Source organism: Chitinophagaceae bacterium (assembly GCA_016713085.1).
In the GTDB taxonomy this organism is placed as follows: Bacteria; Bacteroidota; Bacteroidia; order Chitinophagales; family Chitinophagaceae; genus Lacibacter.
This window is the reverse complement of sequence record JADJPV010000001.1, coordinates 75,440-99,436: the sequence shown is the minus strand read 5'-3', so window position 1 is coordinate 99,436 and position 23,997 is coordinate 75,440. Positions and strand designations below refer to the sequence as shown.

18 protein-coding genes and 5 pseudogenes are annotated in these 23,997 nt (G+C 39.5%); 16 read left to right on the top strand and 7 right to left on the bottom strand.

From position 1 onward, the window contains the following. Positions 1-60 precede the first annotated feature (60 nt). Positions 61-958, top strand: a pseudogene (locus IPK31_00490) (nucleotidyltransferase). On the opposite strand, the gene IPK31_00485 reads toward IPK31_00490, so the two are convergent. After that, a complete protein-coding gene (locus IPK31_00485) occupies positions 955-3,615 on the bottom strand; it encodes a S8 family peptidase (GenBank protein ID MBK8086574.1) in 2,661 nt (886 codons plus the stop codon). The pseudogene IPK31_00490 and the gene IPK31_00485 overlap by 4 nt on opposite strands. 190 nt (positions 3,616-3,805) lie before the next feature. Between IPK31_00485 and IPK31_00480 the strand changes: the two genes are divergently transcribed. Then, entirely contained in the window at positions 3,806-4,588 is a 783-nt protein-coding gene (locus IPK31_00480) for a protease (GenBank protein MBK8086573.1), read from the top strand. A gap of 51 nt (positions 4,589-4,639) precedes the next feature. Here the strand turns inward: IPK31_00480 and pgi are convergent. Both pgi and IPK31_00470 read right to left on the bottom strand, forming a co-directional pair. After that, positions 4,640-6,264, bottom strand: a pseudogene (gene pgi / locus IPK31_00475) (glucose-6-phosphate isomerase). Positions 6,265-6,274: 10 nt separating this feature from the next. Continuing rightward, complete coding sequence (locus tag IPK31_00470) at positions 6,275-7,207, bottom strand: bifunctional riboflavin kinase/FAD synthetase (GenBank protein MBK8086572.1); 933 nt, start codon at positions 7,205-7,207, stop codon at positions 6,275-6,277. Between the two features lie 75 nt (positions 7,208-7,282). On the opposite strand from IPK31_00470, the pseudogene IPK31_00465 reads away from it, so the two are divergent. Further along, positions 7,283-8,446, top strand: a pseudogene (locus IPK31_00465) (phosphoribosylformylglycinamidine cyclo-ligase). 8 nt (positions 8,447-8,454) lie between these two features. On the opposite strand, the gene IPK31_00460 reads toward IPK31_00465, so the two are convergent. Beyond that, complete coding sequence (locus IPK31_00460) at positions 8,455-8,859, bottom strand: hypothetical protein (protein MBK8086571.1); 405 nt, start codon at positions 8,857-8,859, stop codon at positions 8,455-8,457. A 60-nt stretch (positions 8,860-8,919) separates the two neighbouring features. Between IPK31_00460 and IPK31_00455 the strand changes: the two genes are divergently transcribed. Continuing rightward, positions 8,920-9,606, top strand: coding sequence for an ATP-binding cassette domain-containing protein (locus IPK31_00455; GenBank protein MBK8086570.1), 687 nt, complete (start codon positions 8,920-8,922; stop codon positions 9,604-9,606). Here the strand turns inward: IPK31_00455 and IPK31_00450 are convergent. Both IPK31_00450 and IPK31_00445 read right to left on the bottom strand, forming a co-directional pair. Further along, positions 9,587-10,706, bottom strand: a pseudogene (locus tag IPK31_00450) (glycosyltransferase). The gene IPK31_00455 and the pseudogene IPK31_00450 overlap by 20 nt on opposite strands. Then, positions 10,703-11,842: a glycosyltransferase gene (locus IPK31_00445; protein MBK8086569.1), complete on the bottom strand. Its 1,140-nt coding sequence runs from the start codon at positions 11,840-11,842 to the stop codon at positions 10,703-10,705. The pseudogene IPK31_00450 and the gene IPK31_00445 overlap by 4 nt, the downstream one beginning before the upstream one ends. Between IPK31_00445 and IPK31_00440 the strand changes: the two genes are divergently transcribed. From IPK31_00440 to IPK31_00395, 10 genes and pseudogenes are all read left to right on the top strand, one after another. Next, positions 11,824-12,330, top strand: a complete 507-nt coding sequence (locus tag IPK31_00440; protein ID MBK8086568.1) for a nuclear transport factor 2 family protein — start codon at positions 11,824-11,826, stop codon at positions 12,328-12,330. The genes IPK31_00445 and IPK31_00440 overlap by 19 nt on opposite strands. Before the next feature lie 90 nt (positions 12,331-12,420). Then, positions 12,421-12,693 carry a 30S ribosomal protein S15 gene (gene rpsO / locus IPK31_00435; GenBank protein MBK8086567.1) on the top strand — a complete coding sequence of 91 codons (273 nt, stop codon included), beginning with the start codon at positions 12,421-12,423 and terminating at the stop codon, positions 12,691-12,693. 164 nt (positions 12,694-12,857) lie between these two features. Continuing rightward, positions 12,858-15,037: pseudogene (gene pnp / locus IPK31_00430) on the top strand (polyribonucleotide nucleotidyltransferase). 184 nt (positions 15,038-15,221) lie between these two features. Next, the gene (gene prmA / locus IPK31_00425) at positions 15,222-15,920 is read left to right on the top strand and encodes a 50S ribosomal protein L11 methyltransferase (protein ID MBK8086566.1); all 699 of its coding nucleotides are present in this window, start codon (positions 15,222-15,224) and stop codon (positions 15,918-15,920) included. Between the two features lies 1 nt (position 15,921). Continuing rightward, on the top strand, positions 15,922-16,551 hold the full coding sequence (gene plsY / locus IPK31_00420; GenBank protein MBK8086565.1) for a glycerol-3-phosphate 1-O-acyltransferase PlsY: 630 nt from the start codon (positions 15,922-15,924) through the stop codon (positions 16,549-16,551). 171 nt (positions 16,552-16,722) lie between these two features. Beyond that, positions 16,723-17,538 carry a M48 family metallopeptidase gene (locus tag IPK31_00415; GenBank protein MBK8086564.1) on the top strand — a complete coding sequence of 272 codons (816 nt, stop codon included), beginning with the start codon at positions 16,723-16,725 and terminating at the stop codon, positions 17,536-17,538. Between the two features lie 152 nt (positions 17,539-17,690). Then, on the top strand, positions 17,691-18,134 hold the full coding sequence (locus IPK31_00410; protein MBK8086563.1) for a hypothetical protein: 444 nt from the start codon (positions 17,691-17,693) through the stop codon (positions 18,132-18,134). A 62-nt stretch (positions 18,135-18,196) separates the two neighbouring features. Continuing rightward, entirely contained in the window at positions 18,197-18,718 is a 522-nt protein-coding gene (locus IPK31_00405) for a class IV adenylate cyclase (GenBank protein ID MBK8086562.1), read from the top strand. After that, on the top strand, positions 18,708-19,346 hold the full coding sequence (locus IPK31_00400; protein MBK8086561.1) for a phosphatase PAP2 family protein: 639 nt from the start codon (positions 18,708-18,710) through the stop codon (positions 19,344-19,346). Before IPK31_00405 ends, IPK31_00400 begins: the two co-directional genes overlap by 11 nt. A 111-nt stretch (positions 19,347-19,457) precedes the next feature. Continuing rightward, complete coding sequence (locus IPK31_00395) at positions 19,458-20,288, top strand: hypothetical protein (protein ID MBK8086560.1); 831 nt, start codon at positions 19,458-19,460, stop codon at positions 20,286-20,288. 47 nt (positions 20,289-20,335) lie between these two features. Here the strand turns inward: IPK31_00395 and dnaG are convergent, their stop codons facing one another. After that, positions 20,336-22,267, bottom strand: a complete 1,932-nt coding sequence (gene dnaG / locus IPK31_00390) for a DNA primase (protein ID MBK8086559.1) — start codon at positions 22,265-22,267, stop codon at positions 20,336-20,338. Between the two features lie 141 nt (positions 22,268-22,408). Between dnaG and IPK31_00385 the strand changes: the two genes are divergently transcribed. Together IPK31_00385 and prfB are read left to right on the top strand one after the other, a co-directional pair. Then, positions 22,409-22,825: a DM13 domain-containing protein gene (locus IPK31_00385; GenBank protein ID MBK8086558.1), complete on the top strand. Its 417-nt coding sequence runs from the start codon at positions 22,409-22,411 to the stop codon at positions 22,823-22,825. Between the two features lie 65 nt (positions 22,826-22,890). Next, positions 22,891-23,986 (top strand): peptide chain release factor 2 gene (gene prfB, locus IPK31_00380; protein MBK8086557.1). Its coding sequence is split into 2 segments (ribosomal slippage): positions 22,891-22,950 and positions 22,952-23,986, totalling 1,095 coding nucleotides; the frame shifts between segments, so codons are not numbered across the junction. Positions 23,987-23,997: the final 11 nt, after the last annotated feature.

Here is a 23,997-nt window from a genome sequence, read left to right as displayed (position 1 = left end):
TTGCATGGTTCGGGGAAAGATTGTTGCTTATCTTCGCAGCGCCCAAAAATAAATGATTATATGAAACCTACTTTATTGATTTTAGCAGCAGGAATGGCCAGTCGCTATGGCAGTATGAAACAGATTGAAGGATTTGGTCCGGCAGGTGAGACAATTATGGACTATTCCATTTACGATGCTATCCGTGCAGGATTTGGCAAAGTGGTCTTTATCATCCGTAAAGATTTTTCAGATCAGTTCAAACAGATATTTGAACCGAAACTAAAAGGAAAGATTGAAATTGATTACGTATACCAGCAACTCGATTCGTTAACCGACGGTTATGAAATCCCATCAACACGTACAAAACCATGGGGAACTGCGCATGCTATTTTATGCGCAAAGATGCCATTAAAGAACCATTTGCAGTTATCAATGCAGATGATTTTTACGGAAGAGATGCGTTTGAAAAAGCAGCTGCTTTTTTAAACACGGATTGTAATCCTGAACAGCATGCAATCATTGGTTATGATTTATCAAAGACATTGAGTCCAAACGGAACAGTAAGCCGTGGTGTATGTGAAGTGGATGCAGATAATAATCTTGTAAGCATTGCTGAACGCACCAAGATCTATGGCGACGGAGAAAAATCATTTATGAAGATGCTGATGGAAAACATGAAGTGCCTTATCATTCAAGTGTAAGTATGAACTTCTGGTGTTTCGACAGTTCTATTTTCTATCTCACAAAGAAATTATTTAAAGGCTTCCTGGCTGAAAAAGGAACAGAAGAAAAATCTGAATTCTTTATTCCAATTGTGGCCGATGCATACATTAAAGATGACCTGGGTGTTATTAAAGTGATCCCTACATCTTCACAATGGTTCGGTGTTACGTATAAAGAAGATGCTCCAGGTGTGCAGGCAAGTGTAAATGCACTCGTAGCCGCAGGTGAGTATCCAACTTCATTATGGAATTAATGAATAATCAGTTTTTCTGATTGTTGTTTTTGATTTTGTTTTAATAAACGGAAATAATAGATTCCCTTCGGTAAAGAATAAAGCGAAAGCTGCTGAGGGGATTCTGTTATTTTTTTTTGCAGTACAACTTTCCCGTAGTTATCTATTAACTGAAAGATCAATCCGTCGTCAAGGCGGGACAGGATTGTGAGTGAACCATTCCGCTGCACGGGGTTGGGATAAACGACCAGTGGATCAGCCCCAATGAAATAGATTGTTGCATCGGTTGAATAGATCAGCTGACCGTCAGTGAGTTCAATCACTGCTCTGTAAATATTACTGCCGGGCCTGATCGTTTTGTCAAGTGAGTAATATTGGAACGTATTAATGGCAGTTGTTTTATCAATCTGTTTAAATCCGGCAGCTGTCAGTTTTTCAAATGCAATTGATTTAATACGTAAGGTGGTTCCAAGCTCAAGTGTCAGCTCTGCTTCATTTGAAAGATTAAGATCAGCGAAGAAATTTTTGATATAACATCCTGTTCCTGCCGTTTCATAATTAAATGTATATGAACGCACCGCAGCTTTTGTTCCAATGAGAGGGGTGACGGAATAATATTTTACAGGGTTTGTACTTTTCGGAAAAACAGCAAACGTATCTGTTGTTGTAAGGAAAGATTCCATGTACTGATTTCCTAAACGGGAAAGTCGGTAGGAGCTTGCTTCAGTAACTTTTGGCCATATTAACAGGAAGGAATCAATACAGTTAAAACCAACTGTTGGAACATTGCGTTTTGAAATGGTAAATGTATCCGTTGTAAACACCTGGCTGTTGATAGTCATTCGCAGTATTGCTTTGCTGGTTAAAGAGGGCGTCTGCAGTTTGTAATATCCTTTTGTAATATCAGCTGTTGGTGAAATCAATTGCCAGCTGTTCCCATTATCTGTACTCATTTCAAGTAAACCAGTGGATGCTGGAAATCCGGATTCAAACCGTATCACATTGGTTTCACCCGAAAATAAATGATCTGTTGAGGTTGGAAAATACCAATTAAAAGTATTGGCCGAATCTAACTGGTAAGCAATGGAAAAATTTTGTGTGCCTGATGGAACGGCAAATCCCTTAACTGTTAATTCATAATTTCCAGCAAGTGGATTATCAACAGTAATTTGCTCTGCAACATTCAAGCTGTCTCTTTTTCTTACAGGTGTTTGCTGTATGGCAGAAATGTTTGCTGCTGAATTTAAAACCCATGGTTGCCATAAAGTACTGTTAGAAATTTGCTTTAGTTCAAAATCAAGATCATTGACCAGCGCTTTAGAAACATTTGGCAAAGCCTGCAGATCGGTCCATACTAAAGTCAGCTTTACCTGTTTAATACCTGCAGGTATGCTGATGGAAAATTGCTGTTGTGTATTATTTGAAACAGCACCCTGAAAATATCTTCCCGATAAAATGCTGATGACTGCTTTGTATGCATTCATACTTCCATAGCCTGATTGAAAGTCAATTCCAACAGGGCCAACATCATCAGCGCTGTTAAGCAACACTGCTTTAATTAATGATGCCGGGGCTATTGTTCCGTTGTTTCTATCCTTATAAGTTTGATGAAGAACTGCTGCAACACCTGATACCAGGGCTGTAGCGCCTGAACTTCCATCCTCACCAAAAGCCACCAGTTCAGGTTTTACTCTTCCGTCATAAGCCGGGCCTTTTGAACTTGGTGCTAATACAATTCCGAACGAATCAATATGTCCGACAGTAATAATGTTTTTGGCCTGTTTAAAATTTCCGGTAAGATTTGAATAACCTGCAATACCTGTGTAACTGCCGGTATTGGGCGTGGCAGTTCCTGAATTTCCTGCAGAAAAAATATGCAGCAGTGAGTTGTTATTTATAATTGATGCATCATATCCTGCAGCCTCAGGTCCATAGTAGTTTTCAATCTCTGTTCCGTAAGAATGATTCTGAACAAGAATCGCCGATGATTGATAATAGCTGTTGGGCTCAGGTAATAAATTCAGAAAGCTTGCTGAGCTTACAGTACTTCCCCAGGCTGCTCCTTTAGTATTGTACCAGGCATTCCCTCCGCCGGCCATCATTGTTGCCATGATAGATGCATGATCCGATGAGGTAGTGGCAGCAAAAGGGGAGGGAAGGGCTCTGCCTTTCAAATCAATATCTGTTGTATCAAACTTTTGTTCTTTAATTGAAATAGTAATAGCGTTGCCGTTCAATAATGAAAACCTGTTCTGAATAGTGGATATTTTATTAGCAGCATAATCAACAAAGCCAAAAAGTAATTCTTCTTTTGCTTTTTTCTTTTTGTCAACAGCTGTTATAATTGAGTTAAGCAATAGTTTTTCCATTTCAGCCCAGCTGCATTCAATGACTGCAAGGTTAGCAGGTTCGTAAACTGAAATCAGTCTGATTGAGTTATTTTGCTCAAGAAAGGTTTTCAATTGTTTGAGATCAGTTGTGGCAACTGTGTACAAATTGATGCCTTTTGGTTTTTCAGTTCTTACCTGAAGGGAAAGTAAGGGCGACATTTTATCCACCGTCTTTTTACCAGTTGGTTGTGCAGTAGCCAGGAACTGCATAAACAGTATAAACAGGGAAATGCTTAGTTTCTTTCCTGCTGAGCTGCCGGGCTGTAAGTTGGTTAAATAAAATTTCATGAAATATATCTGCCGTTAAAAACTGTCAAACAAGATCGGTTAAAATTTTCAGTATTATTTCGAGGGAGTTTTACTTTTTTTTCTGAATTATCAGGTAAGATTTGAATTACTGTAAAAAAAATAGTGAATATCAAATAAATTTAGATAAATTGACATTGTCTTTTTATTTTAAACTTAAACAACAAGCAACATGAGAAAAATTTTTTCGGTTATTGGTGCAGCTATGTTTGCTGCTCTTTTTATTGTAGCCTGTTCCAAGGCGTCTGAAGAATCAGCCCCGGAAGTTTCACAGGATGTTTTAAATCAGATTTCTGCACTCGGTTTTTCAACCGGTAATGTAATTGCCGAGAATGGCGGTTATGTAGTAGAAGGTGATATTTTCCTGAGTGCACAGGATTTAACCACGATGAAAACAACTCATAAGTTAGTTGTTGCAAATGAAGAACAGTACAGAACAACAAACCTGGTAACCGGTCCCCGTAACATCACTGTTAGTGTAAGCGGCACAGTACCGGCTAATTTTTCTACAGCAGTAAATGCGGCCATTGCCCGTTACAACGCAGAAAACTTAACACTTACGTTTTCACGTGTAGCAAGCGGGGGTAATATCAATATTAAAATTGTAAACACACGACAGTATATTGCATCAGCTGGTTTTCCTACCGGTGGCAATCCTTACAATACGATCAGTTATGCCAAAACATACACTACATATGGTGTAGATTTTATGACAACTGTTGTTGCTCATGAAATGGGACATTGCATTGGTTTCCGTCATACGGATTATATGAGCCGTCAATACAGTTGCGGTGGTTCAGCTTATAATGAAGGTGCCAGTACAGTAGGTGCTATTCTTATTCCCGGTACACCATCAGGTCCTGATCCAAATTCATGGATGCTTGCCTGCTTAAGTGCAACAACGAACCGTCCATTCAATGCTAACGATAAAACAGCATTAAATTATTTGTATTAATTTTTTGTTGAGCTATAAAAGAGCCCCCGATGTTTCATCGGGGGGCTCTTTTTATTTGCGTAAGATTTTATAAAGATTAATCAGGTTGTTGGTTGATGCATCATGCGATGAAACCGGGTCTTGGGTAATAAGCTCAGGTAAAATTTTATTCGCTAACTGTTTACCCAGTTCAACACCCCACTGATCAAAGCTGTAAATGTTCCAGATAACTCCCTGAACAAAGATCTTGTGTTCATACATTGCAATCAGTTCTCCCAGTGTAAACGGAGTTATTTGTTTCACAAGAATCGAATTGGTAGGACGGTTGCCTTCAAAAACTTTATAAGGAATCAATTCTTCTTTCACTCCTTCAGCAATCACTTCTTCTGTTGTTTTGCCGTTCATGAGTGCTTCTGTTTGCGCAAAGAAATTACTCATGAGTTTGTTGTGATGATCACTCAACGGATTATGGCTGATGGCAGGAGCAATAAAATCAGCTGGAATTAAATGTGTTCCCTGGTGAATCAGCTGGTAAAAAGAATGCTGACCATTTGTACCTGGTTCACCCCAAATGATTGGTCCGGTGCTGTACGATACTTTGTTGCCATTTCTGTCAACATACTTGCCATTACTTTCCATATTTCCCTGTTGAAAGTAGGCTGCAAAACGGTGCATGTACTGATCGTAAGGAAGAATGGCTTCACTCTTTGCATCAAAGAAATTTACATACCATGTGCCAAGCAAAGCCATGATCACCGGAATATTGGTTGCAAATTTTTCTGTACGGAAATGTTCATCACTGTACTCGGCTCCTTTTAATAACTGTTCAAAATTGTCATAACCTATGGTTAATGCAATGGATAAGCCGATCGCACTCCATAATGAATAACGTCCGCCAACCCAATCCCAGAATTCAAACATATTGGCTTTGTCAATACCAAACTTCACTACATCTTTTCATTGGTTGATAATGCTGCAAAATGTTTGGCAACAAATGCTTTATCTTTTGCAGATGCTAAAAACCAGGTTCTTGCACTGTGTGCGTTGGTCATGGTTTCCTGTGTAGTAAATGTTTTGGAAGCAACAAGGAACAGGGTTTCATCTGCAGTAACTTTCTTCAGTGTTTCGGCAATATGTGTGCCGTCAACATTACTTACAAAATAAGTTTGAATGCCATCCACCCAGTAAGGTTTCAACGCTTCAGTTACCATTACCGGACCGAGATCACTTCCGCCGATACCGATATTGACAATGTATTTTATTTTTACCTGTATAACCTTTCCATTCGCCACTGTGAATTTTTGCACAGAAATTTTTCATCTGCAGTAACACACGCTGAATATCAGGCATCACATCTTTTCCTTCAAATAAAACTGGGTTACCTGAGAAGTTACGGAGTGCAGTATGCAGCACCGCTCTTTTTCTGTATGATTGATCTCTTCACCGGTAAACATCTGTTCGATGCTTTCTTTCACTTTACATTCATCCGCAAGTTGTAAAAGCAACTGCATGGTTTCTTCCGTAATAATATTCTTGGAATAGTCAAACACAATATCCTGTTCGCAGGAGCTGAATTTCTGAAAACGGTTTGTATCAGCTTTAAATAAATCTCTCATCTGCACTTCTTTCATTTTTACAGCATGTCCTGTGAGCTGTTTCCAGGCATTTGTTTTAGTGGGGTCGATTGCAGGTAACATAGTTTATCTTTTATTGGTTCAGTAATGCAACGCTTTTCTCTTTATCAAGATGCAGTTGCTCAATTAATTTATCAAGTCCTTCAAATTTCACTTCATTACGGAGGTGATATTTTACATATACTTTTAAATGTCGGTTGTAAATATCTTCGTCAAAATCAAAAAGGTGCACTTCAATACTTCTTCTTGTTCCGTCAACGGTTGGTCTTGTGCCAATGTTCATCATTCCTTTCAGGATTCTCCGTTCGCCTTCAATTTGCGCTTCCACTGCATATACAGCATTTCCAGGCACAAGTTTTTCAGTATCCTGCATTTGCAGGTTGGCAGTTGGGTAGCCTAATTTTCTGCCTAATTTATTTCCTTCAATTACATATCCTTTAAAGAAATAAGAATAACCCAGTAACTGGTTGGCAGTTTCAATTTGGCCATTTGCCAATGCCTGCCTGATCTTGGTGGAGCTTACAGAAATTTCATTCAGCACCTGTTGCGGAATTTCTTTTACACGGTAATTGTATTGTTCGCCCATTTTTTCCAGCAGCCGGTAATCACCTTCACGTTTATTCCCAAACTTATGGTCATAACCAATGATGATAACAGATGGATGAAAACGGTCAACAAGAAACTCTTTGATGTATTGCTCAGCAGTGAGTTCAGAAAATGTTTTATTGAACTGCACCACCACCAGATCATCAAGCCCCTGTTTTTTCAGGAGTTCAATCCGCTCATCGAGAGTGGTTAACTGTTCAATCTGTCTGTCGGGTTGTAAAATTTTGCGTGGATGCGGATAAAAGCTGATCAGCACCGATTCGCCGCCGGTTGTAATGGCTTCCTTCAGCAATTGGCGGATGACATGCTGATGGCCGAAATGCACACCATCAAAGGTTCCGATGGTAATGACGGCCTTGGTAAAAACGGGCAGTTGTTCTAAACTTCTGTAAACCTTCATAATTTGAAGTGGCAAAAGTAACACATTTGAACGGTGGAAGTGTTAGTTTTGCGGCCTCAAACCAATCAGCATGTCATTATACAATCAGCGGGGAGTATCGGCGCAAAAGAAGAAGTGCACAAGGCAGTACAGCATCTGGATCAGGGTCTGTACCCCAATGCTTTTGCAAACTCTATCCCGATTACCTGGGTGGAGATGCAGATTGGGTAAATGTTACATGCCGATGGAGCAGGAACCAAAAGCATTCTTGCTTACCTGTACTGGAAAGAAACCGGAAATCTTTCTGTGTGGAAAGGAATTGCACAGGATGCAATTGTAATGAACCTTGATGATTTGCTTTGCGTTGGGATCTATGATAATATTTTATTCTCCAGTACGGTTGACCGGAACAAAACGTTGATTCCCGGTGAAGTGCTTGAACAGATCATCAATGGTTCTGCTGAATTATTTGCACAATTGAAAGAATATGGTGTAAACATTCATTATCTCGGTGGTGAAACGGCTGATGTGGGAGATGTGGTTCGCAGTATTGCAGTGAACGGGACAATGACAGCACGCTGGCCAAAGAACAAAGTAATCAGTAATGATAAAATAAAAGCAGGCGATGTAATTGTTGGGCTGGCAGGATTTGGTCAGTGCAATTATGAAACTTCTTATAACAGCGGGTTGGGAAGTAACGGACTCACCAGTGCAAGACATGATGTATTGAATAAATATTATGCACAGCATTTTCCTGAAACCTTTGAACCGAAACTGAATGAAGAAGTGGTGTATATTGGTAAACATAAACTCACTGATGAAATTGAATTGAAGAATGGTGAAACTTCACTGATTGGACGTTTACTGCTTTCGCCAACAAGAACATTTGCACCGGTGCTGAAAGAAATTCTTACCAATCATTTTGATGCAGTGCATGGATTGATTCATTGCAGTGGCGGCGGACAAACCAAATGTTTGAAATACCTGCCCGGCCCGATGAAAGTTGTAAAAGACAATTTATTTACTCCCCCAATTATATTTGATTTGATACAGGAAGCATCAGGTGCTGATGCAAGAGAAATGTACCAGGTGTTTAACATGGGCACACGTTTGGAAAGTTATACTAATGAAAAAGATGCAGCTGCAATGATTACTGTTGCACAATCATTTGGTGTAGAAGCACAGGTAATTGGCAGGGTGGAAGAAAGTGAGAAGAAAGAGTTGCTGATTAAGTTGAAGAATGAGGAGTTGGTTTTCTAAAGCGACAGTTAGTATAAATGAAATGTAATTGAAGGAACTCTTTTAGTAACATTCCTTTGTTTGACCTTTATATCGTCAATAACAATAGTTGTTCCGGGTCTCGATTTTTGTAATATTTCAAGAACTTCTTTTGTAAACAGGTTCCCTTTTAAACCTGATATATACACAGGCCCCGATTCAAAACCTTTACCTGTTGCATAAAATGTATAAGAGATAACAACTGATGAGTCTCTCAATCCTCCCTCTATATCTATTTTTCCTGCTGCTTTAAATTTCGCAGCTTCAATTCTGCCTCCATAAGATCCGGCGACCATTGCAGTAGGATCTTTTGCAGTTTTTGAAAGAATAGTATCAGGTTGAGCGAATGAGTAATTACAGATGATTCCGAAAAGGAGAGTTAATATGCTTTTCATTATATGCAAGGTGCTTTTTGTTGATACTAATTTACATACTTTTGCCAAAAGCTGAATATAATGTCTTCTATTGTAGAAATATCGAATGTCAATATTTACCAAAGCGGTAATCTTATTCTCAGTAACGTTAACCTTACAGTGAATGAAGGTGAGTTTGTGTACCTCGTTGGTAAAACAGGAACAGGCAAATCATCTTTGCTGAAAACTTTGTATGGTGAACTTCCCTTAACAGAAGGAGAAGCAACTGTATCGGGCTTTAATCTGAAAGATGTAACCTGGAAAAATGTTCCTTTCCTCCGCCGCAGTATTGGTGTGGTGTTCCAGGACTTTCAATTGCTTACAGACAGAAGCGTTTATGAAAACCTGAAGTTTGTGTTGAAGGCAACCGGATGGAAAGATGAAAACCTCATGGAAGAAAAAATCAACGATGTGCTGGATAAAGTGGGACTGAAATCGAAAGGATTTAAAATGCCTTTTGAAATGAGCGGTGGTGAACAGCAGCGTGTTGAAATTGCAAGAGCTTTGCTCAATTCTCCTAAATTAATACTGGCCGATGAACCTACCGGAAATCTTGACCCGGAAACCAGCGATGAAATTATGCAGCTGCTCATACAGGTTGCAAAAGATTACAACACGGCAGTAATGATGGCAACACATGATTTTATGGTGATTAAAAAATTCCCTGCACGAATGGTAAAAACAGAAGGCGGTAAAGTGTGGGATAATGCTACTGTAGAACATGCATAAGCTGCTTTGCATGTTTTGCATTGTTAAAACGTTCCTGTAACAAACCTTCTCTTATCTGTATCTCATCGGCAGTAAATGCCTTGTGAAATAAACGGAATGCCTGGTATTTAAACTCTGTTGGGTTATTGGCCAACTGACAGGCTTTTTCCAAACCTGTTCCTTTGATCATTTCATCATTCACCAGTACATGACGGCCGTTAAAAACAGCATTCAGCAGTTTCAGCTTAATACCTGAATGTGTGAATGAAGGAAGAATATGCAGTTGTGCTTTCTGAATTAAATCATTCAGTTCAGTGTCGCCGGGATTTTCTACAATACAGGTGTATGGTTTTTTATGCGCCAGTTCAATGAGCCTGGCCGATGGATTTTTTTCCTGCAATCACAAACGGAATTTCAAGTTCATTAAACACTTTTTCCAATAACCAGGTTGCTGCTTTATCGTTCTCGGCAACAGACAAGTTTCCATGATATAAAGCAAATGTTCCGGTACCTTCTTTGCTTCTTACCATCTGGTTGGGTATAAAAGCAGGAAGATGTACAATAGAATTTGCTTTGAATTGTTTCTTGTATGTTTTCAGATCAGCTTCTGAAATTGCAAGGATATTATAATCTTTTAATCTCTCTTCATACCGTTGAAGCAACCGGCTTTCATGATGCATATAAGCTTTGCGTACCAATGATGATTCCCATTGACCCAGTTGTTTGTAGTATTCATATTCTACATTATGCAGACGGATAGCAATATTTTTCTTTTCTACCGCCCCGCTCGTTAATCCATATGTACAATGAACTCCTTCAAATAAAACAGGATGTTCATCTGCATTCAATCGTTCCCATAATTGTTCATCATTGCGTGATGCAACGATATACGGCAGCTGTAATGAAAAACCTTTATGACCTTTCTGCCGTTCATAGTAATACACTTCAGCACAGTATTTTTTCAATTCATCCTGAACACCTCTGCCATATTCAAAACAATGCAGGTGAACGGCAACCCCGGTTTCATGCAAGGCTTTGATCTTATAAAAAATATCAACAACACCGCCGTAATCCGCAGGGTAGGGAACATCAAAGGATACAATATGGAGATGTTTAGTCAAAATGTGTTGATAAAATTTGATGAGTTTTTTTCTTCTTCCTGCCAGTTCAGCACTTCACGGGCTTTCAGGCAATTTTCTTTTAATCTTTTATATAGAACAGTATCATGCAGCAAAAGGTTTAATCCATCTGCAATGGACTGTTCTCCTGTATCAGGGATCAGAAGTGCAATATCGTATGATTGATTGATTTCTTTGTAGGCAGGATAATTTACACATACCTGCGGAACACCAGCCTGTATATAATCAAAGAAACGGTTGGCGAGTGAATAATAATTACTCAACCCGTTGTTTTCAAACAAAGTAATCCCTGCATAGGCAGTTGATGTGATTTGTTTTAATTCTTTCGGTTGCAGTTTTCCTTTCAGCAATACTTTTTCCTGCAGTTGATTTTTTTTGATCAGCTCTTTTGTTTGCTCCATAAAATTACCATTGCCATAAATATGTAAAGGAGCTTCTGCTTTTTTCATAGCAGGAATCAGAGTTTCAAAACTGCGACCTTCATTCACTGCACCCTGGTAGAGGAAGAAAGTTGGTTGATGACTGTCGGCTGCCGGCTTGTGGCTATCGGCTGCTGATACATTTCTCACCACTTCATAATCCACGCCATACATTTTCTTAAACTCTTCTGCTATTGGTACGCAAACAGTATATCCATGTTTGAATTTTGGTACGGCAAACCGTTCAATGCTTTTCCAGATTTTGTAGCGGGATGGTCTTATTACCACTTCTTTCATTTCACAAAACAATTCATGTGCATCATACACCCTCCTGGTATTTTTCAGTTTCGATGCAAAGTAGCAGGGGAGAATGGTATCAAGATCAATGGCACAAATACAATCAGCTTTATTTAACAGCAGCCAGAAAAACAAACGCAGATTATATTCAGCATAAAACAAAGCTCCTTTTGTAAAGAAGCAGCTGAGTCTTTTTTGTTTGAATGGGAATGATTGAAGCGGAATGGATTGTTGAAGTTTTCTTCCCACCAATGTTACATCGTATCCATGCAGTGCCAATGAAGTGCAGATACGCATCATTCGCTGATCGTAACTTAAATCATTGGTAACAGTAAAGATGATTTGTGACAAGGATGCTGAATTAGACTGGCAATATAAAGCAAATGATTGTTTATCTTTCATTCCATAACAAAACCTTTTCAGCAATGAAAGAACTCATCACCACTTTTTATACAGCTTTTGCCAATGGCGACTGGCAAACCATGGCCAACTGCTATCATGAAGAAGCTGAATTCACTGACCCCGCATTTGTTGGATTAAAAGGAAAGGAAGTGCCTGCCATGTGGCGAATGTTGATTGAACGGAGCAAAGGAAATCTCAGTATCAGTTTTGCAAATGTGGTGGCTGATGAAAAAACCGGCAGGGCCGAATGGGTGGCCAGGTACCTGTTTTCAACAACCGGCCGTACTGTTATCAACCGTATTCATGCCGAATTTGAGTTCAGGGATGGGAAGATTTTCAGGCATAGAGATCAGTTCGATCTGCATAAATGGGCGGGGCAGGCCTTTGGTCTCAAGGGCAAATTGCTGGGCGGGCTGCCATTTTTCCGTAAAAAAGTGCAGAAAACTGCCAGGGAAGGGCTGAATCGCTTCCTTTCTAAGAATATTTAATGCTTCAGGTTCCTGAATTTCCGGAGTTTTCCCCTACCTTTGCCGCCACTTTTATAGATGTAAAACAGAGATGTAATTTAAAAAATTCAGATGTCAGCAATTACAAAAGAAAAAAAAGCAAGCATTTTCGCAAACTACGGTGGTACTGAAAAGAACACCGGATCCATTGAAGGGCAGGTTGCCCTCCTTACAGAGCGCATCATCCACATTTCTGAGCACCAGAAATTGAACAAAAAAGACTTTTCTACAAGTCGTGGTTTAATGCGTTTGGTTAGTAAACGTAAGCGTTTACTGAGTTATCTCAGCAAAACCGATCTGCAGGGTTACCGTTCATTAATTGAGAAACTCGGACTTCGTAAATAATTACGAATATGTAATAAATCATTATTCCCAACTTGTTATTTATGCGGTTGGGAATTTTGTTTTTCTTACTGGTTTCTCCCTTCATTCATTTATTCACAGAATTGCTTGCACGGTAATTTTCCCTCCCTCACATTCCTGCACGTCAATTCAAAAACAACATTGTTATGTTATCACAACCTATCAGCAAATCATTCGATCTGGGCGATGGTCGTATTGTCACCATTTCAACAGGTAAACTGGCCCGCCAGGCAGATGGTGCTGTAACCGTTCAACAGGGTAATTGTATTTTACTCGCTACCGTTGTAGCCAATAAAGAGCCAAGAGAAGGACAGGATTTCTTCCCATTGTCAGTTGACTACCAGGAAAAATTCGCTTCTGCAGGCCGTATCCCCGGTTCATTTTTTAAGCGTGAAGCAAGATTAAACGATTATGAAATTCTTACCAGCCGTTTAATTGACCGTGCCTTACGTCCTTTATTTCCCGAAGATTATTTATGCGATGTGCAGGTATTGATCAGTCTTGTTTCATCTGATGCAGAGGTTATGCCCGATGCATTAGCTTGTCTTGCTGCATCTGCTGCATTAGCTGTTTCAGATATTCCAATTAAAGAAATTATTTCTGAAGTACGTATTGCAACTGTAGATGGTGTAATGATTGTTAATCCTACCCGTTCACAATTGTCAATGGCAACTTCTGAATTCCTTATTGCAGCTACTGAAAAGAACCTGATGATGGTGGAAGGTGAAGCAAAAGAATGCAGTGAAGAAGATTTAGTGAAAGCATTGCAGCTTGCTCATGATGCTATCCGTGTACAGATCAATGCGCAGAAAGAGGTGAGAGATGCAAAAGGAGTTACAGCAAAAAGGGATTATAAGAAACCTGAATTAAATGAAGAGGTTAATCAGAAAGTGATAGCCTTTGCAAAAGATAAAGTGTATGCTATTGCCAAAGCAGGCAGTAGCAAAAATGAACGCAGCGAAGCCTTCAGCAAACTGAAAGATGAGTTGATTGCAAATCTTGGTGAAACACCAACTGATCTTGAAAAGAAATTGACAAAGAAGTATTATGAAGATCTCAAATGGGAAGTGGTTCGTGATATGATGCTGGAAGATCGTATTCGTTTGGATGGCCGTAAGCTTGATGAAGTACGCCCACTGGCAATGGAAATTGAACCATTACCAACACCACACGGTTCGGCTTTATTTACACGTGGTGAAACCCAATCATTAACAACTGTTACATTAGGTACAAAACTTGATGAATTATTAGTTGAAAGTGCTGCCAGCAGTGTGTATTCAAAATTCTTCCTGCATTATAATTTTCCTCCGTTCTCTACAGGTGAAGTAAAAATGATGCGTGGAGCAGGACGTCGTGAAATTGGTCATGGTATGCTTGCACAACGTTCATTAAAACAAATGTTACCGGGTGGTGAGTATCCATACACAGTTCGTGTGGTAAGTGATATTCTTGAATCAAATGGTTCATCATCTATGGCAACAGTTTGTGCCGGTTCATTAGCGTTGATGGATGCAGGTGTTCCTGTTCAGAAACACGTTAGTGGTGTGGCAATGGGATTGATTACACGTGCCGATGGTAAATATGCAATTTTGACTGATATCCTTGGTGATGAAGATCATTTGGGTGATATGGACTTTAAAGTAACCGGAACACGTGAAGGAATTTGCGGTATTCAGATGGATATTAAAGTAGATGGTTTGAGTATGGATGTAATGCGTGAAGCATTGAACCAGGCGAAAGCAGGTCGCTTACATATTCTTGATGCCATGTATGAGTGTGTTGCTGAACCACGTTCTGAAGTAAAACCACATGCACCACGCATGGAGAAGATTATCATCGATAAAGAATTTATCGGCGGTATCATCGGACCAGGTGGTAAAGTGATTCAGGAAATTCAACGTGAAACAGGAACAACCATTACCATTGAAGAAGTGGGCAACTATGGTGAAGTAAGTATCTTCTCTTCTGCAAAAGAAGGTGTTGAAAAGCTGTTGCATGGGTGAAAGGTTTGGTAGCAATACCAGAAGTTGGGGGTGTTTATGAAGCAACAGTAAAAGGCATTAAAGAGTTTGGCGCCTTTGTTGAATTCTTACCAAAGAAAGAAGGGTTGTTACACATCAGTGAAATAAGCTGGAAGCGTTTGGATAGTATGGAAGGTGTGCTGAATGTGGGTGATGTGGTGAAAGTAAAACTCATTGGTCTGGATCCAAGAACCGGTAAGTTTAAATTAAGCCGCAAAGTGCTGATGCCAAAACCTGATGCTGCTCCAAGACCGCAGATTCAGTCGAAGCAGGAAGGTCAGAATGATGGTGAAGAGAGAATGTAATTATTCATCGAAATAAAAGAACTTTACGGTCCCGCCAAAGGCGGGACCTTTTTTATTGCATTATGAACAACTATATTAAAATCAGGATCAACTCGGCTGATGAACAGGAACATGAAATGCTGATTGCATTCCTAAGTGAAGAGGGATATGATGGTTTTGAAGAAACCGAAACCGATCTGCAGGCATTTATTCCCGAAGAAGAATTTATAGAAGAGAAGCTGAAAGAAATTCTATTGCCATTTCAAAACAGTACGAAAAGGAAATCATTGCGCCGAAGAACTGGAATGCAGAATGGGAGAGTAATTATGAGCCGGTGATTGTTGATGATTTTGTTGCAGTAAGAGCACACTTTCATCAACCCATTGCTACTGTTCAGCATGAAATTGTGATTACACCAAAGATGAGTTTTGGTACAGGTCATCATGCAACTACCTGGCAAATGATGAAGTTGATGCAGGGAATTGATTTTTCCAAGCAAACAGTTTTTGATTTTGGTTGCGGCACAGGTGTACTGGCCATTCTTGCTGAGAAACTCGGGGCAACATCCATTCTTGCAGTTGACTATGATGATTGGTGTATTGAGAATTCGATTGAGAACGTAGAAGAAAATCAGTGTAAACGTATTACAGTTGAAAAAGGCGATGCACCACCAGCAGATAAAACATTCAGCATTATTCTTGCAAATATCAACCGGCATATCTTACTGGGAAATATGCAGGCAATGGCAAATGCTTTAACTGATAAAGGCTATTTGCTGATGAGTGGTTTTTATGCAGAAGAAAATCAATTGCTCATTGATGCTGCAACTAATAATGCCTTGCAACTCATCAAAGCATCTGAACGTCATACCTGGAGTTCTTTGCTTTTCCAAAAGATCAGTTAAGATGAATTTGTTTTTACTCATTATTGCTGCTTACCTCATTGGTTCAATTCCTACAGCTTACTGGATCGGGAAAGCTTTTTTCAATATTGACATCCGTGAACATGGCAGTAAGAATATGGGTGCTTCCAATACATTCAGAGTACTTGGCCCGGTTTGGGGAATCATTGTTTTGATCATTGATTTGGGTAAAGGAATGGCAGCAGTACAATTAGCGTTGCTGGTTCATTCAACTGACTGGCTGGGAACTGAAAAATCATTCTGGCAGCTGTTGTTTGGATTGGTTGCAGTGGCGGGGCATGTGTTTCCGGTGTTTGCAGGGTTTAGAGGTGGAAAGGGGGTAGCTACTTTATTTGGGTTAGTGCTGGCTATTCAGCCGTGGATTGCATTGATCAGTATCGGAGCTTTTTTGATTGTTGTGTTCCTGACAAGATATATTTCTTTAGGCTCTATTATTGCAGTAATTGTATTCATGGCCTGTGTATGGTTTGCATATAAGGAAAGCAATGTGTACATGCGGTGGTTTTCAATCATAGCTGCAGCCCTTGTTATATTTATGCATCGCTCTAACCTTTTACGGTTACTGAAAGGCAGTGAAAACAAATTCAGCTGGCGAAAGAAAAAAAAGGAATAACAATCTTAACTTTCTTTGCTATAGCTTACACTAAGTTGGTACGTTAATTGAAATGTTATATTAAAAATCTGAACAGATGAAATGCCCATATACAATCCCGATAGCTATCGGGATACCAACCATAGATGATTATGGGCATACTATGTGGCTAATATCAATAAAAATAAACACATGAAAAAGATTCTCAGCTCATTTATCCTCGTTGCTTTCCTGTTTGCCGGATGTGCAAAAAATCAGGTAACCGGCCGTAAACAGTTAATCTTAATGCCGGAGAAAGAATTACAGTCCATGGCCGGACAGCAATACAAACAGTTCTTAACGGAAAATAAGATTGTTGCAGTGAATGTAAATAAGGATGCTGAAATGGTTCGCCGTGTGGGCACACGTATTGCTTATGCCATTACAAAATATTATGAACAGCAGGGTAAGGCAGCAATCCTCGATGGTTATACCTGGGAATTTAATTTAGTTGATAATAAAGAAGTAAACGCATGGTGTATGCCCGGTGGTAAGGTGGTAGTGTATACGGGCTTGTTACCGGTTACTCAAAACGAAGCCGCTCTCGCAGTTGTAATGGGACATGAAATTGCCCATGCCATTGCGTTGCACGGTAATGAAAGAATGAGCCAGGGGATGATGCAACAGTTAGGTGGAGTTGCTTTATCAGTGGCCGTCGCCAATAAACCGGCTGAAACACAAAACTTATTTATGACAGCCTATGGAGTTGGTTCAACAGTAGCTGGTACTCTGCCTTTTTCCCGCAAGCAGGAACTGGAAGCCGATCAGTTTGGATTACGCTTTGCTGCCATGGCAGGGTATAACCCAAATGAAGCTGTTCCCTTCTGGCAAAGGATGGCAAAAGCAGGCGGAGCAGGTCAAAAGCCACCGGAAATTTTGAGTACCCATCCATCTGATGAAACCCGTATTCAGAAGATGCAGCAATATGTTCAGGAAGCATTGCCTTATTACAAGCCGATAAAGAAATAACTATAAATCAGTTGATTACATGAATGCCCCTGTCTTTAGCAGGGGCATTTTTTATATTTACAAAGTAAAATACTTCTGCCATTTCCGCAAAAACCGGCTTAAAAAGGCTACCTTTGCCGTCCACTTTAGTTCTCATCAAAATTTACATTGGCATGTCTATTTCTCTTTTGGAAAAACTCCAATTTAACGAAGAAAGGAACTTACTCATTCAGGGATTACCCTCTTCTATTGAAAAGCAATTTGTGAAGTTATCGTTTGCTAAAAACGTAACTCCCCTGCTTCGCAGTAAAAAGATCGATTTCGCCCTGATTTTTGCAGTAAATCAGAATCAATTAAATGGAATTTTGAAGGAAGTGTTACCTGCGCTCAGCTCGAATGCTAAGTTTTGGGTGGCCTATCCTAAAACCGCTTCCAAAATTGTAAGCGATTTAAACCGTGACGGCAGCTGGCAATTTGTTTGCCAGTGCGGATTTGAAACCTCAGAAGAAGTTGTGTTGGATCATGTTTGGACTGCTATGCGCTTTGAAAGAGCCATGGCTTTAGCTCCAAAACCAACCAGAACAAGAGCTTCAAGGTTAAGTCCTGCGGAAGCGTAATTTTTTCCTGCTATCATCAAATTACTGGCCGTCTTCACAGGCGGCTTTTTATTTTCCATCAAATGAGTCACCGGAATATTGAAATCAAGGCCCGTTGTGCCGATGCTTCTTTCATCAGGCAGTTTTTAACTGATCATATGGCTGAGTTTAAAGGAACGGATGTACAAACCGATACATACTTCAATGTAGGTAATGGCCGATTGAAACTGAGGCAGGGAAATATTGAAAACTCACTCATTTTTTACAACAGGGAAAATATTGCCGGACCTAAAATGAGCCAGGTAAACCTGTTCCAAGTTGATCATGACAGCGACCTGTTGAAACAGATCCTCACCAACGCCAACGGAATTAAAGTGGTGGTGAAGAAAAAGCGGGAGATCTGGTTTATTGATAATGTGAAGTTTCATATTGATGAAGTGGAAGGGTTGGGAAGCTTTGTTGAAATTGAAGCCATTGATAAAGATGGAAGTATTGGCCTGGAAAAGATAACAGAGCAATGCGATCATTACCTGCAGCAATTTAATATACAGGAAGAACATCTTTTAACGCATTCTTACAGCGATCTGTTGATGAATGCATCTTAGTTTTGTACCTGACATGAACTGGAAATACAATCACCCGCTACGAAATTTATTTACATATGCTGTACTCATTTTATTGATTACGGGAATTGCTGTATTAATGTATTGGGGAAAGGAAGCTGTTTTTCTGAAACTGAATCATCAGCATTCCGATCTTTCAGATATTGTACTAAAGTATTTTACCTATGCAGGTGAAGGATTAGTGATGGCACTGCTGGGTGTTGTTCTTCTTTTTCTGAAACAACGTAAACTTGGTATTCTGCTGATTGTTGGTTTTGCAGTAAGCGGTTTGCTGGCGCAGGGTTTGAAAAGAGTAGAGGACAATCCAAGACCGGGTTTATATTTTCCCAAACCTGAAATGATTCATAATGTTGATGGCGAACTGCTGAAAGGAAAAAATAGTTTTCCCAGCGGACATACAACCACTGCTTTTGCCATGTTCAGCTTACTTGCTTTTGCAACCAGGAGTAGAGGATTACAGTTAGTGTATTTTGTTGCTGCCTGCACAATTGGCTATTCCCGCATTTATCTTGGGCAGCATTTTACGGCTGATGTATTAGCAGGAGCTGCGTTGGGTTTTTTGACTTCTTATTTTCTGTTTTGGTTGTTCAGGAATAAAGATTGGGATTAGATTCAATAAAAAATAAAGGTAGATTTGAAGTGAAGGGGTCTGCTGAAAAGTTAATTCACATTTTTATCAAGTTAATTCTTGACGAAGAATTCGTCAATATTAAACTCAATTGTGTTAGATGGTATGAAAACACTAATTCGATTAGGTTCTGTTGTTCCAAATGGAGTTGGTGGTCCGGAAGCCGGGGCCATTGACCTAATTTATTCATTCCTGCTTCTTAAATATGAGCAGAACTTTTACAGATATATTAGTATTAATCAAATAGATGAAGAGTTACAGGAGTTTATTGTTAAGGAGCCAGGAGAAAAGATTCATGTTAATATCCGTTACTCTGCTAATAAAGACTTTGAAAGATTAAGTTTTGCTGAAAGAAATATAATCCGATTGGATGTTATTCACTCTGCTATGGTACGAATTTCTGATTTTGATAATAAGTTGGATAAAGAAATACTCGGTAAAATAAAGGAGGAAATAATAAATAAAGAGTTCACTTTTGAGATCGGTTGTAAGAAAATTAATAATAGAAATAGTAAGTCATTAATCGCAGTGATAATAGTTGATCCAAAACCGGACAAGTTTGACTACTATATTTTAATAAAAAAGGATAACGTTGAGAAATGCAGAGTTCATCTATATTCAGGCTTGACTAATCTTTATTATTTTGATAAGTTTTTCCAGTATGGGAAATGGAAAAGGGAGGATGAATTAATAATGACAGGGAAGGCTAAAGAAGTTGAAATTCATCTTTCTATTAAAGACTGCTCAATTAAATATGTGAATTTAACTGTTTACGAAAAACCACCGATGTTTGAGATGTTTCGTTCTGGACTTAGTGAAGAAGAAAAAGACAAGGCTTATTCAAATTGGCGCAGCTCATTACCGCCTGAAATTAATGCAGTTATAGATATTGCAGATCAATCTGAGGCTGAAAAGGATGCCTAACTGTTGCAACTCAAATCGCCTCTTATTGTTTTTTCTTGTATTAAGCCTTAACGAAAAATAACTGTTCCCATTTCTTTGGTCAACTCCATTTCCAGCCCTTTTAAATGCTGATGTGTTTTTATCAAAGTAATCAATTCATCAGATGTATGCGGCTTTTCCATATCACGCTGATTCTCATCCATCATCTTTTTTATTTTCCTCAGCTTGAGATAAGTAAGAACAGAAACGGTTTCCTGTTTAAATAAATCTTCTCTCGTTGCAAAAGGCTTTTCATAAATTTTAATCCAGTTAGGACTCAACTCTTCACTGAAATCTGCCAATGCAACAACTGCTTTACTGATGTTCTGATCTTCATGAAACAAAAAACTTTTTGTAGTTGGTTCAAATCCATCAGCCAGCCATTGTTTGTATTGATCCACGATCCGGAGCAGATCAGGATGCTCAATCATTTCCCATTCTTCTGCTTCTGCTAAAATATGCTGTGCAGAGGAGGTTGTTTCATCCCATGGAATCAACCCGAAATCAAGTAAACATCTTACCAGCGCACGTTCATGTACTTCATCGGTATTGAGTAACTGAGTTGTGGCATCGTCAAAGTTTTCATCAGTGAAGGTTTCATTCAGTAGTTCTTCTTCTCTTGGCAGTTGTTTCTGTTCAAATTTAGTTACACGTTCACGGATGAATTTATTCACCAGTGCATGCAATCCTGTTTCATCAATCTTTAAGAGTTCCGAACTTTTATGAATATAATCCTGCTGCCTTGTAAAGTCTTCAACCTTATTAATACGGCTGATGCTTTCCGCAATGGTATTAACAGCTGCTGCTTTTTTCGTTGAATCATTTCCTGCATCTTTCAGCATTACTTCCAGCTGAAAAAGAATGACATCTTTTTTATTCTGTTTGATGAAGTCAATGAAAGCAGAAGCTCCAACTTTATTTACATAACTGTCAGGATCTTCATTGTCAGGGATCAGTACCAGGTGAACATTCAATCCTTCTTCCAGTGCAAGATCCAAACCACGCATGGCTGCTTTTACACCGGCTGCATCTCCATCATATAAAATCGTAAGATTATTACTGTACTTTTTGATCAGCCTTAACTGATCAGGCGTTAAGGATGTACCGCCACTTGCCACAACATTTTCAATACCTGCCTGGTGCAATGAAACAACATCCGTATAACCTTCTACCAGTAAACATTCATCATTCTTATCAATTGCCTGCCTTGCAAAGTAGGTGCCGTATAAGAGTTTACTCTTTACATAAATTTCATTCTCAGGTGTATTGATATACTTCGGCGCATTTTCTTTTTTACCAATGATCCTTGCACCAAAGCCCAATACTTTTCCGGTGCTGTTATGAATGGGGAAGATGATCCGCTCCCTGTAATTATCATACAGATCGCCATTGCGTTCTACAACGAGCCCTGTCTTAGTAAGCAGTTCAGCATTGTATTGCTGTTTGATTGCTTCCGTTGCAAAAGCGTCACGTTGCTGTGGCGAATAACCCAGCTGAAATTTTTTGATGATATCTTCCCGGAAACCTCTTTCTTTTAAATAGGTTAATGCAACAGCCTTTCCTTCTTCTGTTTCAAATAACTGTTTGCTGAAAAATTGTTGAGCAAAATTATTGATGATAAACAGGCTGTCGGCAGTTTGCCTTTGCTGTACAACTTCAGGTGAAGCATAGGTTTCTTCAATGGTTACATTGTACTTGGCTGCCAGGAATTTCAGGGCATCCACATAGCTGTACTTTTCATGCTCCATCAAAAAACTTACTGCATTGCCGCTTCTTCCACAACCAAAACATTTATAAATTTCCTTGGTGGGTGAAACGGTGAAAGAGGGGGTTTTCTCGTTGTGAAACGGACAGAGACCGAGATAGCTGCTGCCTCTTTTCTTCAGTTTCACAAAACCGCCAACGATCTCAATAATATCGATGCGGCTGAGAATTTGCTGTATGGTATCCTGTGTAATCAAGTCGGGCAAATTACGAAATAGACTTCAATTGGAAGGAAGAGAAAAACAGCAGTAAAGTTGTTAAAAATTTCTAATGTCAGTAACCCGACATCTGCAAAATAGCTGGCTGCGTAGTTTTATGAAGTAACTAAACAAAACAGCATGAAAAACTATGTATTCTTTCTTTTAGTAGCCAGCAGCAGTCTTTTTTCCTGTAAAAAAAGCTCAGAGGTCAGGCTGGATGAAACGATCATGGATACTACAGCCCGTGTAAAATTTGAAGGAGTGTTTATGGACGAACGCTGGGGTAAGGTTTCAGGTCAGGCAAAGATTTACCTTAAGAGCGGAAAATATATTCTTGCATTGGAGAATTTCCTCACCAGTAATGGGCCTGATTTAAAAGTGTATCTCTCCAAAGACAGAGGCCCGGTAGAATTTATTAAACTGGATAATTTAAAATCAACCAATGGAAACCAGCTCTATGAAATTCCCGGTGTACCTGATTTTATTCAATATAAATATGCACTGATCCATTGCGAACGGTATAATCATTTGTTCGGCAGTGCTTTGCTGAAGTAACAACTTATTCAGGGTTTAATGAAAGGCAGGAAAGAACCAACTTTCTCCTTACATTTGCACCCGTTATGACAACTGAAAAATTAAATGATATAAGAGACCGTGTGCTTGTCTTGAGGAGGTTTCTTTGACGTCGAGAACCGACGATATAAAATTGATGAAGACAAGCAACTCACTCTGAGTCCCGGATTCTGGGACGATAATAAGCGTGCAACAGAGATTCTGAAAGAAACAAAGAACAACGAGTATTGGGTAAAGCTCTATGAGGATACCGATTCTGCCGTTGAAGACTTTGCTGTGCTTTTTGAATTCTGGAAAGCTGGAGATGCTACGGAGGAAGAAACCAAAGAAGCATTTGAAAAAGCTCTCGCCGCAATCGACGACACTGAATTTAAGAGCACACTCAATCAGCCTGAAGATGAATTACCTGCTGTACTGCAGATTAACTCTGGTGCCGGTGGAACCGAAAGCCAGGACTGGGCCGAAATGCTGGCACGTATGTACCGCATGTATGGTGAAAAACAGGGTTGGAAAGTAACCGAAATCGATTGGCAGGATGGGGATGGTGCCGGTATTAAAACCTGTACCTATCAATTCGATGGGCCTTTTGCTTATGGATTCTTAAAAGCAGAAAGCGGTGTTCACCGTTTGGTTCGTATTTCACCATTCGACAGTAATGCAAGACGTCATACTTCTTTTGTAAGTGTGTATGCCTATCCGTTAGTGGATGATACAATCAACATTGAAATCAATCCGGCAGATGTGAAAATGGAAACATCAAGAAGTGGTGGTGCCGGTGGACAGAACGTAAACAAAGTAGAAACGAAAGTACAGTTAACACATATTCCCACAGGTATTGTTGTAGTTTGTCAGCAGGACAGAAGTCAGTTGGGCAACAGGGAACTCGCCATGCAGATGCTGAAAAGCCGTTTGTATGAAATGGAACTGCAGAAAAGAAATGAGCTGAAGGATGCCACCAATGCAAAGAAGAAAAAAATAGAATGGGGCAGCCAGATCCGCAGTTATGTGTTTCATCCATACAAAATGATCAAGGATCACCGTACTGATTATGAAGTGGGGAATATTGGTCCTGTAATGGATGGTGAACTGGATGGATTTATTAAAGCTTACCTGATGAATGAAAAAGAAACAGAAGCGAAATAATTTCTTCAACT

Coding starts and splice junctions, on each gene's coding strand:
- IPK31_00485 (MBK8086574.1), bottom strand. CDS start 3,615: ATGAAATTTTATTTAACCAACTTACAGCCCGGCAGCTCAGCAGGAAAG.
- IPK31_00480 (MBK8086573.1), top strand. CDS start 3,806: ATGAGAAAAATTTTTTCGGTTATTGGTGCAGCTATGTTTGCTGCTCTT.
- IPK31_00470 (MBK8086572.1), bottom strand. CDS start 7,207: ATGAAGGTTTACAGAAGTTTAGAACAACTGCCCGTTTTTACCAAGGCC.
- IPK31_00460 (MBK8086571.1), bottom strand. CDS start 8,859: ATGAAAAGCATATTAACTCTCCTTTTCGGAATCATCTGTAATTACTCA.
- IPK31_00455 (MBK8086570.1), top strand. CDS start 8,920: ATGTCTTCTATTGTAGAAATATCGAATGTCAATATTTACCAAAGCGGT.
- IPK31_00440 (MBK8086568.1), top strand. CDS start 11,824: ATGATTGTTTATCTTTCATTCCATAACAAAACCTTTTCAGCAATGAAA.
- IPK31_00445 (MBK8086569.1), bottom strand. CDS start 11,842: ATGAAAGATAAACAATCATTTGCTTTATATTGCCAGTCTAATTCAGCA.
- rpsO (MBK8086567.1), top strand. CDS start 12,421: ATGTCAGCAATTACAAAAGAAAAAAAAGCAAGCATTTTCGCAAACTAC.
- plsY (MBK8086565.1), top strand. CDS start 15,922: ATGAATTTGTTTTTACTCATTATTGCTGCTTACCTCATTGGTTCAATT.
- IPK31_00415 (MBK8086564.1), top strand. CDS start 16,723: ATGAAAAAGATTCTCAGCTCATTTATCCTCGTTGCTTTCCTGTTTGCC.
- IPK31_00410 (MBK8086563.1), top strand. CDS start 17,691: ATGTCTATTTCTCTTTTGGAAAAACTCCAATTTAACGAAGAAAGGAAC.
- IPK31_00405 (MBK8086562.1), top strand. CDS start 18,197: ATGAGTCACCGGAATATTGAAATCAAGGCCCGTTGTGCCGATGCTTCT.
- IPK31_00400 (MBK8086561.1), top strand. CDS start 18,708: ATGCATCTTAGTTTTGTACCTGACATGAACTGGAAATACAATCACCCG.
- IPK31_00385 (MBK8086558.1), top strand. CDS start 22,409: ATGAAAAACTATGTATTCTTTCTTTTAGTAGCCAGCAGCAGTCTTTTT.